Here is a 16,872-nt window from a genome sequence, read left to right on the forward strand (position 1 = left end):
CGGCACACCGCACCCGAGCCACCCGGGACCTCCTATGCGCCTGCTGCTCGTCCGCCACGGCGAGACCCCCTCCAACGTCGACTCCCTGCTGGACACGACCGCCCCGGGACCAGGCCTGACCGAACTCGGCACCCGGCAGGCCGCCGCGCTGCCCGAGGCACTCGCCGGCGAGCACATCGACGCCCTCTACGCCTCCACCCTGGTGCGCACCCAGCTCACCGCGGCCCCGCTCGCCGCGGCCCGCGGACTCGACGTCGTCGTCCGCGACGGCATCCGCGAGCTGTCCGCCGGGGACCTGGAAGGGGAACCCGGCGACTCCGAACGCGGACAGCGCTACCTGCGGACGGTCCTGGCCTGGGCCGCCGGCCGGCGCGACCTGCGGATGCCGGGGCCGGGCGGGGAGAGCGGCACCGAGGCGCTGGCCCGGTACGACGCCGTCGTCGCCGAGGCCGCGGCCGGCGGCCGGCGGACCGTCGCCATGGTCAGTCACGGCGCGGCCATCCGCCTGTGGACCGCGGTGCGCGCCCGCAACCTCGACGCCCGGTTCGCCGCCGCCCACCCGCTGCGCAACACCGGCGTGGTGATCCTCGAGGGCACGCCCGAGGCCGGCTGGACGGCGCTGACCTGGGCGGGTGCCGTCGTGACCCCGGCACGCGAGGGAGGCCCGGCGGGACGGCCCGTCGACGCCGGGTGAGCGGACGGGCGTGAGCGACGCCGGGCGCCCGTCCCGGCTGAGCCGCGCCGGCCCGCGCACCGGACGAGTGCCGCCGTACCGGACCAGGGCGATAAGGGTTTGCCGCGGCCGGGGGGCCGCCGGGAGAATGCGGGACCATGGGACATCTGGAAGCCGCGCACCTGGAGTACTACCTGCCCGACGGGAGGGCGCTGCTCGGTGACGTGTCCTTCCGGGTGGGGGAGGGCGCCGTGGTGGCCCTCGTCGGACCCAACGGCGCGGGCAAGACGACCCTGCTGCGCCTGATCTCCGGCGAGCTGAAACCGCACGGCGGCACCGTCACCGTCAACGGCGGCCTCGGCGTGATGCGGCAGTTCGTGGGTTCCGTACGCGACGAGACGACCGTGCGCGACCTGCTCGTCTCGGTCGCCCCACCGCGCATCCGGCAGGCCGCGCGCGCCGTCGACGCGGCCGAGCACGCCCTCATGACCGTCGACGACGAGGCCGCCCAGCTGCGCTACGCGCAGGCGCTCGCCGACTGGGCCGAGGCCCGCGGCTACGAGGCCGAGACGCTGTGGGACATGTGCACCACGGCCGCGCTGGGCGTGCCCTACGAGAAGGCGCAGTGGCGGCAGGTGCGCACCCTGTCGGGCGGCGAGCAGAAACGGCTGGTCCTGGAGGCGCTGCTGCGCGGCACCGACGAGGTGCTGCTGCTGGACGAGCCCGACAACTACCTCGACGTGCCGGGCAAGCGCTGGCTGGAGGAGCGGCTGCGGGAGACCCGCAAGACCGTCCTGTTCGTCTCCCACGACCGCGAACTGCTCGCGCGGGCCGCCGAGAAGATCGTCTCGGTCGAACCCGGCCCGGCCGGCGCCGACGCCTGGGTGCACGGCGCCGGCTTCGCCACCTACCACGAGGCCCGGCGCGAACGCTTCGCCCGCTTCGAGGAGTTGCGCCGCCGCTGGGACGAGAAGCACGCCCAGCTGAAGAAGCTGGTGCTCAACCTGCGCCAGGCCGCCGCAGTCAGCCACGAGATGGCCTCCCGCTACCAGGCCGCGCAGACCCGGCTGCGCAAGTTCGAGGAGGCCGGCCCGCCGCCCGAGCCGCCCCGCGAGCAGGACATCCGGATGCGCCTGAAGGGCGGCCGCACCGGCGTGCGGGCCGTCACCTGCCAGGCCCTGGAGCTGACCGGTCTCATGAAACCGTTCGACCTGGAGGTCTTCTACGGCGAACGGGTCGCGGTGCTCGGCTCCAACGGCTCCGGCAAGTCGCACTTCCTGCGCCTGCTCGCGGGCGGCGACGTGGCGCACACCGGTGCGTGGAAGCTCGGCGCCCGGGTGGTGCCCGGCCACTTCGCCCAGACCCACGCCCACCCGGAACTGGAGGGCCGCACCCTCCTGGACATCCTGTGGAAGGAGCACGCCCAGGACCGGGGCGCCGCGATGTCCCGGCTGCGCCGCTACGAGCTGACCGGGCAGGCCGAGCAGGCCTTCGACCGGCTCTCCGGCGGCCAGCAGGCCCGCTTCCAGATCCTGCTGCTGGAACTCGCCGGGGCGACCGCCCTCCTCCTGGACGAGCCCACCGACAACCTCGACCTGGAGTCCGCCGAAGCGCTCCAGGAAGGCCTCGAAGCCTACGAGGGCACGGTCCTCGCCGTCACCCACGACCGCTGGTTCGCCCGCTCCTTCGACCGCTACCTGGTCTTCGGCAGCGACGGCCGGGTCCGCGAGACCCCCGAACCGGTCTGGGACGAACGCAGGGTGGAACGGGCCCGGTAGGCCCCCACCGGACCGCCGGCGGGCCGTCGGCGGCTCACCTCCAGCGGAGGATCGCGCCCAGGCCTCCGGCCGGTGCGTCGTCCTCCAGGAGCGGCGTCACCGGCGTCAGGGAGAGAGCGGCGGCGTCCGTCGTCACCGCGGAGCGGATCAGGGCGTCGTCGGCCCGGGTGGACCACGCGTGCCGTTCCCCGAGCGCCTTCAGCTCGGTACGGCGCGCGGCCAGCTCGTCGGGGTCCTCGCCGATCCACACCGCACGGTGGGCGTCCGCCGCCTCGGGACGGATCAGCAGCTCCTCCAGCCGGTGTTCGCGGGCCGCCTCCACCAGCGCGGGCACCCCCTCCACGGCGCCGGACCGGCCTTCCCCGTCGGGTGCGCGGGCGGCCCGGAACCGGTCCAGTTCCCCGTCGATCCGGTCGCGTACGTGCTCGGCGCGCAGCTGCTCCACGTCCTCGTCCAGCAGTCTGCTGCCGAAGCCGTGCGTGGCTTCCACGACGCGGTCGTGCAACCGGCGCGGCAGCCGCCCGCGCACCTCGTGCCGCTCCCGCTGCTCACCCACCAGGATCAGCAGATCGGCCCGGGTCTCCTCCTGGCAGACGCTGAGCGCGTCCGCGATCTCGGCGGCGTTGTGCTCCCAGGTGTTCTCGACCTTCAGCTGGAAGTGCCGCTCCGACCAGTCGGGACCGCTCGTGGGGTGCACGGGCCACTGCCGGCCCGCCACCGTGCCGGCCTCCCGCCGGCCCAGCGCGCTGCGCAGTTCGAAGTCGGCGCCCTTGCGGTCGACGTAGGCGACGATCGCGACGGGGTCCTCGCCCGCCAGGTCCAGCAGCGGCCCCACCCGCGGCAGCGGACCCCACTCCGCCCGGCTGCCGCCCTGCGGGGGGCGCGCCAGGCGCGGGTCGAGCACCACCGTCCCGGCCCGGGCGAAGAAGGCCCGCCCGTGCGGGTCGGGGGAGTGGCGCAGCTCCTCCACGGCCGCCCCGACCGCGCGGCAGGTCGCCTCGTCGGCGCCGCGCCGCGCCAGCTCCCGCGCCATCGCCTGGGCCGTCAGGTACAGCTCGTGGGCGGTGTCCTCCGTGTGCCGGGACGTGTCGACGTACACGGAGGCCCAGGGGCCCGGGTGTTCGTACAGTGGATGCAGAAAGGCGAGATCCATGGCTCTCTCCCGGGGTGCCGTCCGGTGGCAGTGCGCGCGGGGCGGGTACCCGGGAGGCATGGACGGACACGACGAGCGGGGCACCACCATGACCGGAGTCGACCCAGGACGGCTGGACGATCAGCAGCTCATGAAGGAGCTGGAGACCATCCACCGCACGCGCCACGACACCCTGCTGTACGGCTCCAACGACGCGCTGCGCATCCACAACGAGCGCATGGCGCAGCTCGAGGGCGAGTACCTGCGCCGCAATCCACGGCGTCCCGTGGCAGCGGGCCGCACCCGCGAGGGGGCCCGGGAACGCTGCGGCGGGGGGTCGGCGACTCCGGGCCGCTGAACGGGGGGCGGCGCCCGGCGTCGGGGGGAATCGGGAGGAACACCGGATCCCGCCCCGTCGCCCGAGCCGTCAGCCGTCACAGCCGACACCTCACCCGTCAACTGTCACAGTTGACATCCGGCACCCGTCAGTGGTCACAGTCGTGCCCGTCGGCCCGCTTCCTGCGGCGGGCCGACGGGCACCTGTCGTTCTTCCCCGGCTGCCGGGGAGGCCGCCTTTCCTCGGCCGTACCTACCGTTCCTCGGCCGTACCTGTCCGGACGGGCGGTCGGGACGGCAGGTCGGGACCGGCCGTCCCTGGCGGGGCGGGAGGCCGGCCGCGGGCCGGTCAGCCGTTCGGCGGCCGCGGCCCGGTCAGCCGCTCTGATGCCCGAACACGTCCAGGAAGGCTTCGCAGAACGCCTTCAGGTCGTCCGGCTTGCGGCTGGTGACCAGCTTGTTCGGTCCGCCCTCGCAGATCTTCACCTGCTCGTCGACCCAGGTGCCGCCCGCGTTGCGGATGTCCGTGCGCAGGCTCGGCCAGGAGGTCAGGACGCGGTCGCGTACGACGTCCGCCTCGACCAGCGTCCAGGGCGCGTGGCAGATGGCCGCCACCGGCCTGCCCTGCCGGAAGAAGTCCTTCACGAACGCGACGGCCTTCTCGTCGGTGCGCAGGAAGTCGGGGTTGGCCACGCCGCCCGGCAGGACCAGCCCGCCGAAGGAGTCGGCCGAGGTGTCCCCGACGACCTCGTCGACCGGGAACGTGTCCGCCTTGTCCAGGTGGTCGAACGCCTGGATCTCGCCGGGCGCCGTGGACACCAGCACGGGTTCGTGGCCGGCGTCCTTCGCCGCCTTCCAGGGCTCGGTCAGCTCGACCTGCTCCACGCCCTCGGGTGCGGTCAGAAAAGCGATGCGCATGATGGTTCGGAGTCCTTTCGTCGTCCTCGTAGGGAGGGCCGTCGTCCTCGTGAGCGGGGTCGTCCTCGTATACGGGGCCGCCCCCGTACGCAGGGAGGACGGTCCGCGGTCGGCCGGGGGTGTCCCGGCGGGGCGTCGGCCCGGGCGGGGCCTACGCCCGGTCCTCGCGCGCGGGCCGCTCGGTGTGGGTCAGTTCCTTGGCCAGCTCCTGGACGTTGGCGTACTGCGCCTTGCGCGGCAACCGCTCCAGCGCGTCGACCAGCGCGTCGGGCGCGTTCTTGCGGCGCAGCACGCGCGCCAGTTCGGACGGGCCCGCGGGGAAGGAGCTGCGGCCGAGGATCCTGGCCAGCTCAAGGCGGACGGTCTCCAGGGAGGCCCGGGAACCGCCCGGTGCCACCGGGCCGCCCCAGACCTCGGGGTCGTCCTCGGCGGTCGGCTCCGGGTCGTGCCACTCCTCGCTGCGCGTGGGATGGCCGGACCGGAGCAGTCCCTGCAGTTCGTGCTTCATCTCGTCGTCACGGTGGACACTCAGCCGGTCACTGCCTCGCTGCATGTCTCCCTCCAGATCGGTCGGGGGTGGCTGCCGCGTACCCGTGCACACGGAACCGACACGGCCTCTCCGGCCCGGATGACAGGTCACCCGATAGGCCGCCGCCGTCCCGCGAATGGGGCTCGGCCGCGCGCGGTCCGCGACCCGGGGGGCTGTGATGGCGGGGAAGGCACGCGCGACGTGCCGTCCGCCGACCGCCGGTCCGAGGAGTTCCGCCCATGCGCCGTACCGTCCCCCGCGCCCTGTCCGCCGCCGCCCTGGCCGCCCTCATAGCGGGCCCCGCCGCGTCGGCCGTCGCGGCGGCCGGCCCCGCGGCCCGCCCGGACAGCCCGGTGAACGCCCGCGTGCAGGCCCACCCCGGCGGCGCGGTCCGTGCGCCGGGGCCCCGGAGCGCCGGGGCGGCCGGACCGGCGCGCGGCGACGCCCTCCCGGGGGCTGCCGCAGCCGGCACCCATCCGGCGTACGCCCCCGCCCTGCCCGCGCCGGCGCCCCGGGCCTCCGCGCCCGACGACGACGGGCTCCTCGATCCCGCCGAGGACCCGCTGCTGCGGGACGCGCTGGCGCACGACCCCGCTTTCACGGGGGCGTCCCCGGGTCCCCTCCAGGACGGGGCGCCCTCCGGCACCCGGGGCGGCGACCCGTCCTACGGCCCGCTCGCGGGCACGGCCTCGTACGACCCCTCCCACGGCACCTCCACAGCAGCCCCCGGCCGCGACCAGACGGCGCACGCGTCGCCCTCGCGCACCCCCGCCCGTACCGACGGTTCGCGCGAACCGGGCCGCGACGAGGCCACCCGCGCCCCGGGCCGGGACCAGAGCCCGCACGGCCAGGCCACCCACGACCCCGGCTCGGGCTGCACCGACCGCGACCGCGGCAAAGAGGACGGGAGCGACGACGGCGACGGCGAGTGGACGGGGGGCGGGTCCTGTGCGGGTGCGGCCGCCGAGCACGGCGTGCAGGCCGGTACGGGCGGCTCGTTCACCGCGTCGCTGCCCGCGCTGATCGGCGGCGGGACCCTCATCGCCATCGCGCTCTGCGGCGCCGCGCACCGCGTGTGGCGGCGCAGGAGAGCGGACGGCTGACCGGGCCCACGGGACACCGCATGGACCTCGGACACCCGCCCCCGCCCCTGTCGCCGTGCCGGCCGCGGCCCCCGGTGACCGGCGCGGTCCGGCCCGCCTGCCATGGAACGGCACCGGCCGGGGTACTCGCACGCCGAGGGCACGGCGCCCACGGAGACCGCCGCACCAGCTCTCGCCGTACGGACGGACGCGCCACGGGCGGCGGCCACGGCCACCGCGGGCCCGGTCCGGCCCGGTGCCGGGCGCACCGCCCCGCCCAGACCTCGGACACCGGACCGGCCCCGGGACGGGCCGGCGGCCGCACCCGCACCGGTGCCGGCGGCGGACCGGGCCGTGGCGCCGGGCGCCGCGGCGGACTGCGCGGCGGGCGCCGGGCGCGGCCCCCGTACCCGTGCCCGTACGGACCGGCGGCACGGCACGGCACCAGGGACTGGGCGGAGGTACCCATGCGGCGGACGGCCCCCGAAGGCCACGACCCGGGCCGGGGCCACGGCGGCCCGGGCCGGGACGGTGGCCAAGGCCCAGGTTCCGGTCTCGGCGGTCCGGGACAGAGTTCCGGTCACGATCCCGGCCCCGGTCACGGCCGACCGGGCCAGGGTCGGGGCGACGACTCAGGCTCCGGTTTCGGCGGTTCGGGCCAGGCCTCCGGCCACGACCCCGGCCCCGGTCACGGCCGACCAGGCCAGGGTTCGGGCGAAGACTCAGATTCCGGTTACGGCGGCCCCGGGCCGGATTTGGGCAACGACTCAGGTCCCGGTTACGGCGGTTTCGATCAGGACCGGGACGGCGGCCCAAACCCCGGCCCCCGCAGCAGCGGCCCCAGCCCCGGCCCCCGCAACAGCGGCCCGGCACACGGCTCCGGCCGCGACCCGCGCCCCGGTGGCGACGGACCCGCCCACGACTCCGGACCCCGTGACGGACGTGGCCCGGGTCACGGGCGCGGTCAGGGCCACGGTCCCGTCCGCTACGGGCCCTCCGCGCTGCCCGACGACGGACTGCCCGTCCTGCCGGAACTGTCCGCCGCGCTCGCCGCCTCCGCCGCACGGCGCGCGGAGCGGCCGATCGGCGGCGGCACCGCGCTGCTGGCCGCGGCGGCCGGCTACTGGGAGCGGCGCGGCCTGGCCACCACGCCCGAGCGGGTGGCCGCCGCGCCGGGCGCGCCCGCCCTCCTGCTCGCCCTGACCGCCGCGCTCGGCGGCGACGTCCTCGTGCCCCGGCCGTGCGCCGCCTGGTGGGCGCCCTCCGCACGCCTGCTCGGCAGGCCCGCCTTCCCCGTGGCGACACCGGCCGAGTGCGGCGGCGTACCCGACCCGTACGCGCTGCTGGAAACGGTGCGCAGGGTCCGCGCGGAGGGCGGCGACCCGCGGCTGCTGGTGCTGGCGGTCGCCGACGACCCGACCGCGACCGTGGCACCGCCGGAGCTGCTGCACGAGACCGTCGAGGCGGCGGCGGGGGAGGGCCTGCACCTGGTCAGCGACGAGACGTGGCGCGACACCGTGCACGCACCGCACGAGACGGTGCTGCTCAGCCCCGCCGAGATGCTGCCCGACCGGGTCACCGTCGTCACCGACCTCGCCGGTGCCTTCCTGCCCGCCGGCTGGCCCGCAGCGGTCGCCCGCTTCCCGGACGGCGCGCGCGGCGACGCGTTGCACGCACGCGTGCTCGACATCCTCACCGCCCTGGACGCCCGCGTCGCCGAGCCCGTCGCCGCCGCCGCGGGCTACGCCCTGGACGAACCCGAGCCCGTCACCACGCGCCTGGCCGCCGGCGTGCGCCTGCACGCGCGCCTGGCCCGCGCCGTGCACGACACGGTCGTCGCCGCGGGCGCGCTGGCCCGGCCGCCGCAGACCGGACGCCACCTCTACGCCGACCTCGGTCCGCTGCGCCCCGCGCTCGCCGCCCACGGGGTCGGCGACGCGCAGGAACTGGAGGACTTCCTCCGCACCCGCACGGGGCTGAGCGCGCCGGGCGGCCACCGCTTCGGGGACGACCTCGGCGCGTTGCGCGTACGGCTGGCCTGCGCCGAACTGCTCGGCGGCACGGACGAGGAGCGGGCGCGATGCCTGCTGTCCCCGGAGCCGTTGGAACTGCCGCACGTGCGGCGCGCGTTGATCTCCTTGAGGTCGGTCTTCGACGATCTCCGTGACGACGCCCGGCGATGGGAGCCTCCTCGATGACGCAGCAGTCCGAGCCGACCCCGACCGCGACCCCCGCCCCGCCCCCCTCCGTCACCACCACGTCCCCCTCCACCACCGCGCCTTCCGCCACCGCCCCGACCGCCTCCGCCCCCACCGCGCCTCCGTCCGGCCCTGCGACCGCGGACGTCCGGGAGACCGGCGGCCGTGCTGCCCCCGCCGCGCTCGCCTCCCCGGCCGCGCCCTTCCCGCCGCTGGCCGAGCCGCGCCCGCTGGGGGAGCGGCGGGTGTGGCCGCGCGCCTTCCACGACCGGCTCACCGCCCCGCTGCCCGGTCTGAAGGCATTCGCCCGGTTCGCCAGGGAAGGCGCGGTCCGGCCGGGCAAGGAGGGGCTGGCCGACATCCCCCTGCTGCCCTACGAGCCGGGCCCGCTGCCGCGGGTGGACAGCCGCACCGTCGCCGTCACCTGGGCGGGGCACGCCAGCTGGGTCGTACGGATCGGCGGACTGACCGTGCTGACCGACCCGGTGTGGTCGCGCCGGATCGTCGGCACCCCCGCCCGCATCACCCCCGTCGGCGTCGCCTGGGAGGCCCTGCCGCCCGTCGACGCGGTCGTCATCAGCCACAACCACTACGACCACCTCGACGCCCCGACCCTGCGCAGACTCCCGCGCGACACGCCGGTGTTCGTCCCGGCCGGGCTCGGCCGCTGGTTCCGGCGCAGGCGGTTCACCCGCGTCACCGAGCTGGACTGGTGGGAGGCGGCCCGGCTCGACGGGGTCCGCATCGACTTCGTCCCCGCCCACCACTGGTCCAAGCGCACCCTCACCGACACCTGCCGCAGTCTGTGGGGCGGCTGGGTGCTCACCGCCCCCGACGGACAGCGCGTCTACTTCGCGGGGGACACGGGCTACGGCCACTGGTTCGCCCGGATCGGCCGCCGCTACCCCGGCATCGACCTCGCGCTGCTCCCCATCGGCGCCTACGACCCCCGCTGGTGGCTCAGTGACGTCCACTGCGACCCGGAGGAATCGGTCCGGGCCGCCCAGGACCTCGGCGCGCGCCGGATGGCCCCGATGCACTGGGGCACGTTCGTGCTGTCCGCGGAACCCGTCCTGGAACCGCTCACCCGGGTCCGTGTGGCCTGGGACAGGGCGGGCCTCGCCCGGGAGGACCTGTGGGACCTCCCGGTCGGTGCGTCCCGGGTGCTGGACTGAGCCCCGCGGACACCGGGGGAGTCCGCGCCGGGCCCCCTCGCGTTCGCGGCTCCGAGCCCCGGTCGGGCGGCCCGGAGCGACGGGCCCCGGCAGGTCAGTTCGAGCGGTGCGCCGGGACCGACCGGCGCAGCCTGCGCCACACCCCCGGGGCCGCGCCGACCAGCACGGTCAGGACGATCGCGGCGACCACGCCCTCCCACGGCTCGGGGAACAGCGAACCGCCGAGGATGCCGATCACCTGGTACGTCACCGCCCAGGCCAGACAGGCGGGCAGGTTGCCGCGGGAGAAACGGCGCAGCGGCCAGCCGGCCAGCAGGCAGGCCAGCATCACCGGTATGCGCCCGGCCGGGACCAGACGCGAGAGCACCAGCACCGCGACGCCGTGCTCGCCGAGCTTCTCCTGCGCCTGCGCGAGCCGCTCCTCCGGCGCGCGCGAGCGGATCGCCGCCAGCCAGCGCGAACCGTTCTTCGAACGGAGCCCCCGCCGCCCCAGCCAGTACAGCGCGGCGTCCCCGAGGAACGCGGCCAGCGACGCTGTCACGAACACCAGTGCGAGCGAGAAGGGTGCCGTCTGGTGCACGGCCACCACCGCCGCCGAACTGACCAGGGCTCCCGTCGGCACCACCGGGACCAGCGCCCCGACCAGCACCAGCAGGAACAGCGACGGATAGCCGAGGGCCTGCTGCGTGGACTCCGGCGGCACCACCGTCGTCACGGCGGCGGCGAGCCGTATCACCGGGCGACCTCCAGCCGCACACTCTCCCCGTGCCCGAGCCGGTGCACCGCCACCCCCGGCGCACGCAGCTCCGCATGGCGCACGAACTCCTCACCCGGCGCATGGAACTCGTGGGGGCGCACGGCGTCCATCCCGATCGGCCAGTACGTGCCGTAGTGCACCGGTACGGCGCTGCGCGGCGCGAGCCGGGCCAGCGCGTGCGCCGCCCGCTCCGCGTCGAGGTGTCCCTCGCCGAGGTACGGTCCCCAGCCGCCCACCGGCAGCAGTGCCACGTCCACCGGCCCGACCTCCTCGGCCATCGTCTCGAACAGACCGGTGTCCCCGGCGAAGTACGTCCGGGCGGCGCCCTCCACGACGTAACCGAGCGCCGGTGAGCGGTGCGGTCCCACCGGCAGCCGCCGCCCGTCGTGGCGGGCGGGCACCACCCGGACGACGAGCCCGCCGGCCTCGACCCGGTCCCCGGGCGTCACCTCGGTCATCCGCAGCCCGGTGAGCCGCCGCAGGCCCGGCACCGCCCGCGGCGCCCCGCGCGGCACCAGCAGCCGCGTGCCCGGGGCGAGCCGGGCCAGCGAGGGGACGTGCAGATGGTCGGCGTGCAGATGGGAGACGAGCACCACGTCCGCCTGCCGGGCGTCCGGCGGCGGCAGCGCGCCGCGGCGCCGCCGCAGGTGAGCGAGGCGGCGGGCGAACAGCGGATCGGTCAGCACACGCACGCCCGAATCCTCGAGCGTGCACGTCGCGTGACCCCACCAGGTGATCTCCACCGGCACCTTCTTTGCCTCCTTCGCGCGACTCCCCCTGAGCCTACGTGCAGGGGTAGTGTCGGCGGCCAGAACCCGGAGGTGAGGGAGACTCCATGGGACATGTGCGGGACGCCCGCGGCCGGACCGCCGCGACGCCGGTCCGCGTGACGGCGATCGCCAGCCTGACCCCCCTGGAGGAGCTGAACGAGGACCCCTTCCTCGTGGACTCCCGCAGCCAGTACGCGATGTGCGCCCGCTGGGCGGCCGAGCACGGCTACGTGATCGCGCGCGAGCTTCTCGTGAGGGGGCTGCGCATCGACCACCGCGCCCTGTGGGACGGCGTCCGGCCGGGCGTCGACCTGTTCGTCGCCCCCAGCCGCCGGGTGCTGGAGCGGGCGCTGTCCTCCGTCGAGGAGTTCACCGCGGAGTGCGCCCGGCGCGGCGTCCGCGTGGAGACGGTCGGCTGCGCCGAGCCGTCCTACGACGCCCAGATGAAGGCCCGGGTCCACCGCCGCCTCTCCATGCCCACCGCGGGCTACGACGGCCGCTAGGCCTTCCCGCCTCCGCCCCGTGCCGCCCGTTTGACCTGCGGGTTTCCGTGGTTGTCCACAGCCCGGCCGGGCAGCGCGGGGCGTGTGACAAGCTGGAGCGGGCCCGTGCGGACGACCGGGCCGGGACGTGAGGTGCGGGAGTGCGAGGCGGGTGGTGGTGGCGGCGGGCCGCCAGTCAGGCGGGGCGGAGCGTCACGGTGTGGGCCGTCTCCACGGTCACGATGCTGGTGCTCGCCGGGATCCTGCCGGACTTCCGGCTCCAGTCCGCCGACGGCGACAGCGCGACCACCATCGCGGTGACCGCGGCCCTGGGCGCCGGTGCCTTCGGCGTGCTGTCGGCGGTCGTATGGCCGCTGCTGGTCCGGCTGCTGCTGCTCGTGCCGGCGCTCGTGCTCGGCCTGCTGGTGTTCTTCCTCAACGGCTCGCTGCTCCTGCTCGCCCTGCGCGTCAACCCCTCCGGGCATCCGCAGGCCGCGCCCGAGACCGCGGTCATCGTGGCCGCCGTGATGTCCGCGGTGGCCTCCGCGACCGGCGGCGCCCTCGCCGTCCGTGACGACGAGGCCTACCGGCGCCGGCTCCACCGGCTCGCCGACCGCCGCCGCAGACGGCAACCGCCCTGCGCGACGACGCCCGGCACGGTCGTGGTCCAGCTCGACGGCGTCGGCCACGACGTCCTGCGGGACGCCGTGGACGGCGGGCTGATGCCGACCGTCGCCCGCTGGCTCGGCATCAGCGCGGACACCGGCACCAGCGCCGGAACGGGCACCGATACCGGCGCGGTCACCGGCATCAGCGCGGTCACCGGCGCCGGAGCGGACACCGGCACCGCCACGGGCGCGAGCATCCGCACCGAAGCCGGTGCGGAACCCCCCGCCACCGCGGCCCGTGCGGCCACCGCGACCCGCCCTGCCACCACCACCGGCCGGGTCATGGCCACCGGCCGTCACCTGCCCGCGCAGCCGCCCACCCACCGCCTCACCCCCTGGCGCACCGACTGGTCCAGCCAGACCGGTGCCAGCCAGCTCGGCATCCTGCACGGCAGCAACCACGACGTGCCCGCCTTCCGCTGGTACGAGAAGGAGACCGGCGAGGTGATGGTGTGCAACCGTCCCGCCGGCGCGGTGGAACTCCAGCGCAGGGCCGTCGAACGCACCCGCGACGGCGGGCTGCTCACCGCCGACGGCGCCAGCCGCGGCAACCTCTTCAGCGGCGGTGCCGGCGAACTCGCCCTCGTGCTGTCCGTCTCCGCGCGCCGCGGCCGGGACAACCGTTCCCGCGCGGGCTACTTCGCCTACTTCTCCGACCCCGCCAACGCGGTGCGCACCGCGCTGTCCTTCGGCGCGGAGGTGGCCCGCGAGATCGGCGAGTCGCTGCGCGCCCGGATCCGCGGGCAGCGCCCCCGCGTCTCGCGCGGCGGCCTCTACCCGCTCGTGCGCGCCTTCGCGACCGTCGTCGAACGGGACGTGGTGGTGGCCGCCGTCATGGGCGACCTGCTCGCCGGCCGCACCGCCGTCTACGCCGACCTCGTCGCCTACGACGAGGTCGCCCACCACTCCGGTCCGCACAGCCGGGACGCGGCCAAGGTGCTGCGGCGCCTGGACCGCGCGCTCGCACTGATCGAGAAGGTCGCCGAACACGCCCCGCGGCCGTACCGGATCGTCGTCCTGTCCGACCACGGCCAGAGCCCCGGCGAGACCTTCCACGCACGCTACGGCCTCACCCTCGGCGACCTGGTCCGGGCCGGCTGCGGACTGCACGTGCCCCGCAAGGCGGGGCGGACCCGCAGCGGCGCCGAGGCACGGGCCGCCGTACGGGCCGCGCTGCGCCGCCCCGTGGAGGAGCCGGGCGAGCGGCACGCGGGCACGGACCGCCGCTCCGAGCCCGTCGTGCTGGCCTCGGGCAACCTCGGTCTGGTCTCCTTCCCGGACGTGCCGCACCGCATGAGCCGGGAGGAGATCGACGCCCGCCACCCCGCGCTGCTGCCCACCCTCGCCAACCACCCCGGCATCGGCTTCCTGCTCGTGCGCAGCGAGGAGCACGGCGCGGTGGTGCTCGGCGCGCGCGGCGCGCAGATACCGCTGGCCCGACTCGACACCGACCCCGGGCCGCTGGCCGTGTTCGGACCCGGCGCGGCCGACGCCGTCCGCCGTACCGACTCCTTCCCGCACACCGCCGACATCATGGTCAACTCCAGTTACGACCCGGCCGACGGCGAGGTCCTCGCCTTCGAGGAGCAGATCGGCTCGCACGGCGGCCTCGGCGGGGCGCAGGGCCGCCCCTTCCTGCTGTCGCCGCTGGTCTGCTCACCGCCCGCCGAGGACGGCGCGGACCTCGTCGGCGCGGAGGAGATCCACCGGGTGCTGCGCCGCTGGCTGCGCGAGGCCGCCGGCGGCCCGCAGGTACCGCGCCCGGCACAGCCGGAGGAGGAGCGGGCCGCCTGACCCACGCCCCGCGCGCTCGCGCCGGCGCACAGTGCCCCGCGGCACACGCCGTTCACCGGGTACGTGCCGCGCGAATGTGATCGGATGGGGGCGATGGAACCCGGGAACCGGGCACCTAGGCGAAAGGTATGGAACACACCGTGGCAACCACGCGCACCGCTCACACCGTCTGGGAAGGCAACCTGCTCGAGGGCAAGGGCGTCGTCACCTTCGACTCCTCCGGCATCGGCGAGCAGCCGGTGTCGTGGCCGTCGCGCGCCGAACAGGCCAACGGGAAGACCAGCCCCGAGGAACTGATCGCCGCCGCCCACTCCAGCTGCTTCTCCATGGCGCTGTCGCACGGGCTGGCCGGTGCCGGCACCCCGCCCACCAGCATCCGCACCAAGGCCGACGTCACCTTCCAGCCGGGTGAGGGCATCACCGGCATCCACCTGACCGTCGAGGGCACCGTCCCCGGCATCGACGACGACGCGTTCGCCGCCGCCGCCGAGGACGCCAAGAAGAACTGCCCGGTCAGCCAGGCCCTGACCGGCACGACGATCACCCTGGACGCCAAGCTCGCCTGACCCGGCGAGAACGGTCCGCGGCGCCGCGCCCCCGCTCACGCGAGGGACGCGGCGCCGTCGTGTTTCCCCGCCCGCCTGGGTACCCGCAGGGGAGAGGCGGAAAGGGGACGACGATGGCACGTGCGGTCGGGATCGATCTGGGGACGACGAACTCGGTGGTGGCCGTCCTGGAGGGCGGCGAACCCACCGTCGTCGCCAACGCGGAGGGCGCGCGGACCACCCCGTCGGTCGTGGCGTTCGCCAAGAGCGGCGAGGTGCTCGTCGGCGAGGTCGCCAAACGGCAGGCGGTGACGAACGTGGACCGCACCGCCCGCTCCGTCAAACGCCACATGGGCGACGCGCACTGGCGCTTCCCCGAGCAGGGCTCCGTCGACGGCACCCGCTACCGGGCGCAGGAGCTGTCCGCGCGGGTGCTGCAGAAGCTGAAGCGGGACGCCGAGGCCTACCTCGGCGAGGACGTCACGGACGCGGTGATCACCGTGCCGGCGTACTTCGACGACGCCCAGCGGCAGGCGACGAAGGAGGCCGGGGAGGTGGCCGGGCTGAAGGTGCTGCGGATCATCAACGAGCCCACGGCCGCCGCCCTCGCCTACGGACTGGACCGGGGCGAGGAGCAGACCGTGCTCGTCTTCGACCTCGGCGGCGGCACGTTCGACGTCTCCCTGCTGGAGATCGGCGAGGGAGTCATCGAGGTCAAGGCCACCAACGGCGACACGCACCTGGGCGGCGACGACTGGGACCAGCGGATCGTCGAGCACCTGGTCAAACGGTTCAAAGGGCAGTACGGCATCGACCTGGGCAACGACAGGATGGCGGTGCAGCGGCTGCGCGAGGCCGCGGAGAAGGCGAAGATCGAGCTGTCCTCGTCGACCGAGACCTCGATCAACCTGCCGTACATCACCGCCTCCGCCGAGGGCCCGCTGCACCTGGAGGAGAAGCTCACCCGGGCCCAGTTCCAGGAACTCACCGCCGACCTGCTGGAGCGCTGCAAGAAGCCCTTCCACCAGGCCGTGGACGACGCGGGCGTCAAGCTCTCCGCCATCGACCACGTGATCCTCGTCGGCGGCTCCACCCGGATGCCCGCCGTCACCGGCCTGGTCCGCGAACTCACCGGCAAGGACCCGCACAAGGGCGTCAACCCCGATGAGGTGGTCGCCGTGGGCGCCGCCCTCCAGGCGGGGGTGATCCGCGGCGACGTGAAGGACGTCCTGCTCCTGGACGTCACCCCGCTGTCCCTGGGGATCGAGACCAAGGGCGGCATCATGACGAAGCTGATCGAGCGCAACACGACGATCCCGACCCGGCGTTCGGAGATCTTCACCACCGCGACCGACAACCAGCCCTCGGTCGGCATCCAGGTCTACCAGGGCGAACGCGAGATCGCCGCGTACAACAAGAAGCTCGGCGTCTTCGACCTCACCGGGCTGCCGCCCGCCCCGCGCGGGGTGCCGCAGATCGAGGTGGCCTTCGACATCGACGCCAACGGGATCATGCACGTCTCCGCCAAGGACCTGGCCACCGGCCGCGAGCAGAAGATGACCGTGACCGGCGGCTCCGCCCTGCCCAAGGACGACATCGACCGCATGATGCGCGAGGCGGAGCAGTACGCCGAGGAGGACCGCACCCGCCGCGAGGCCGCCGAGACCCGCAACCAGGCCGAGCAGCTCGTCTACCAGACCGAGAAGTTCCTCCGCGACAACGGCGACCGGATACCGGCCGGGACGAGGAGCGAGGTCGAGTCGGCCGCCGCCGAGGTGAAGGGCCTGCTGGAAGGCGACACGGACACCACCGCCCTGCGCACCGGCGTCGACAAGCTCGCCGCGGTCAGCCAGAAGATGGGGCAGGCCATGTACGCCGAGGCCGCCCAGGACCGCCCGCACCCGGCGGAGGACGGCGAGGACACGGGCCGGCACACCGGCACACAGGAGGAGGAAGGTGTGGTGGACGCGGAGATCGTCGACGAGGACCGGGACGAGCGCAAACCCAAGGGCGGAGCAGCCTGACCCGGGTGGGG

Annotated in this window: 15 protein-coding genes; 10 read left to right on the plus strand and 5 right to left on the minus strand. The window is 75.4% G+C overall.

The features are described 5' to 3' along the window. Positions 1-34: 34 nt before the first annotated feature. Entirely contained in the window at positions 35-694 is a 660-nt protein-coding gene (locus ABZ719_RS22490; RefSeq protein WP_366726954.1) for a histidine phosphatase family protein, read from the plus strand. A 137-nt stretch (positions 695-831) separates the two neighbouring features. Beyond that, a complete protein-coding gene (locus ABZ719_RS22495) occupies positions 832-2,451 on the plus strand; it encodes an ATP-binding cassette domain-containing protein (RefSeq protein WP_366726955.1) in 1,620 nt (539 codons plus the stop codon). Between the two features lie 34 nt (positions 2,452-2,485). Here the strand turns inward: ABZ719_RS22495 and ABZ719_RS22500 are convergent, their stop codons facing one another. Further along, positions 2,486-3,604, minus strand: a complete 1,119-nt coding sequence (locus ABZ719_RS22500) for a Vms1/Ankzf1 family peptidyl-tRNA hydrolase (RefSeq protein ID WP_366726956.1) — start codon at positions 3,602-3,604, stop codon at positions 2,486-2,488. A gap of 58 nt (positions 3,605-3,662) precedes the next feature. Between ABZ719_RS22500 and ABZ719_RS22505 the strand changes: the two genes are divergently transcribed. Next, a complete protein-coding gene (locus ABZ719_RS22505) occupies positions 3,663-3,941 on the plus strand; it encodes a DUF6158 family protein (protein WP_366726957.1) in 279 nt (92 codons plus the stop codon). 353 nt (positions 3,942-4,294) lie between these two features. Here the strand turns inward: ABZ719_RS22505 and ABZ719_RS22510 are convergent, their stop codons facing one another. Next, positions 4,295-4,837, minus strand: coding sequence for a type 1 glutamine amidotransferase domain-containing protein (locus ABZ719_RS22510; RefSeq protein WP_366726958.1), 543 nt, complete (start codon positions 4,835-4,837; stop codon positions 4,295-4,297). Positions 4,838-4,988: 151 nt separating this feature from the next. After that, positions 4,989-5,390, minus strand: coding sequence for a DUF2795 domain-containing protein (locus ABZ719_RS22515; protein WP_366726959.1), 402 nt, complete (start codon positions 5,388-5,390; stop codon positions 4,989-4,991). A gap of 215 nt (positions 5,391-5,605) precedes the next feature. Between ABZ719_RS22515 and ABZ719_RS22520 the strand changes: the two genes are divergently transcribed. From ABZ719_RS22520 to ABZ719_RS22530, 3 genes are all read left to right on the plus strand, one after another. Then, the gene (locus tag ABZ719_RS22520) at positions 5,606-6,469 is read left to right on the plus strand and encodes a hypothetical protein (RefSeq protein WP_366726960.1); all 864 of its coding nucleotides are present in this window, start codon (positions 5,606-5,608) and stop codon (positions 6,467-6,469) included. Positions 6,470-7,449: 980 nt separating this feature from the next. Further along, positions 7,450-8,646, plus strand: coding sequence for an aminotransferase class I/II-fold pyridoxal phosphate-dependent enzyme (locus ABZ719_RS22525; protein ID WP_366727011.1), 1,197 nt, complete (start codon positions 7,450-7,452; stop codon positions 8,644-8,646). Beyond that, positions 8,643-9,821: an MBL fold metallo-hydrolase gene (locus ABZ719_RS22530; protein ID WP_366726961.1), complete on the plus strand. Its 1,179-nt coding sequence runs from the start codon at positions 8,643-8,645 to the stop codon at positions 9,819-9,821. Before ABZ719_RS22525 ends, ABZ719_RS22530 begins: the two co-directional genes overlap by 4 nt. Before the next feature lie 94 nt (positions 9,822-9,915). Here ABZ719_RS22530 and ABZ719_RS22535 read toward each other — a convergent pair whose 3' ends face one another. Then, positions 9,916-10,557 carry a VTT domain-containing protein gene (locus ABZ719_RS22535; RefSeq protein WP_366726962.1) on the minus strand — a complete coding sequence of 214 codons (642 nt, stop codon included), beginning with the start codon at positions 10,555-10,557 and terminating at the stop codon, positions 9,916-9,918. Beyond that, positions 10,554-11,327, minus strand: a complete 774-nt coding sequence (locus tag ABZ719_RS22540; protein ID WP_366726963.1) for an MBL fold metallo-hydrolase — start codon at positions 11,325-11,327, stop codon at positions 10,554-10,556. The genes ABZ719_RS22535 and ABZ719_RS22540 overlap by 4 nt, the downstream gene beginning before the upstream one ends. An 86-nt stretch (positions 11,328-11,413) precedes the next feature. Here ABZ719_RS22540 and ABZ719_RS22545 point away from each other — a divergent pair, with 86 nt between their 5' ends. The 4 genes from ABZ719_RS22545 (at position 11,414) to dnaK (ending at position 16,861) form a co-directional block, all read left to right on the plus strand. Next, positions 11,414-11,851, plus strand: a complete 438-nt coding sequence (locus tag ABZ719_RS22545) for a hypothetical protein (RefSeq protein WP_366726964.1) — start codon at positions 11,414-11,416, stop codon at positions 11,849-11,851. A gap of 197 nt (positions 11,852-12,048) precedes the next feature. Further along, the gene (locus tag ABZ719_RS22550) at positions 12,049-14,292 is read left to right on the plus strand and encodes an alkaline phosphatase family protein (protein ID WP_366726965.1); all 2,244 of its coding nucleotides are present in this window, start codon (positions 12,049-12,051) and stop codon (positions 14,290-14,292) included. Between the two features lie 140 nt (positions 14,293-14,432). Beyond that, positions 14,433-14,858: an OsmC family protein gene (locus ABZ719_RS22555; protein WP_366726966.1), complete on the plus strand. Its 426-nt coding sequence runs from the start codon at positions 14,433-14,435 to the stop codon at positions 14,856-14,858. A 113-nt stretch (positions 14,859-14,971) separates the two neighbouring features. Beyond that, entirely contained in the window at positions 14,972-16,861 is a 1,890-nt protein-coding gene (gene dnaK, locus ABZ719_RS22560) for a molecular chaperone DnaK (protein WP_366726967.1), read from the plus strand. Positions 16,862-16,872 lie beyond the last annotated feature (11 nt).

The sequence above is a fragment of the Streptomyces sp. NPDC006743 genome, from assembly GCF_040703815.1.
GTDB lineage: Bacteria > Actinomycetota > Actinomycetes > Streptomycetales > Streptomycetaceae > Streptomyces.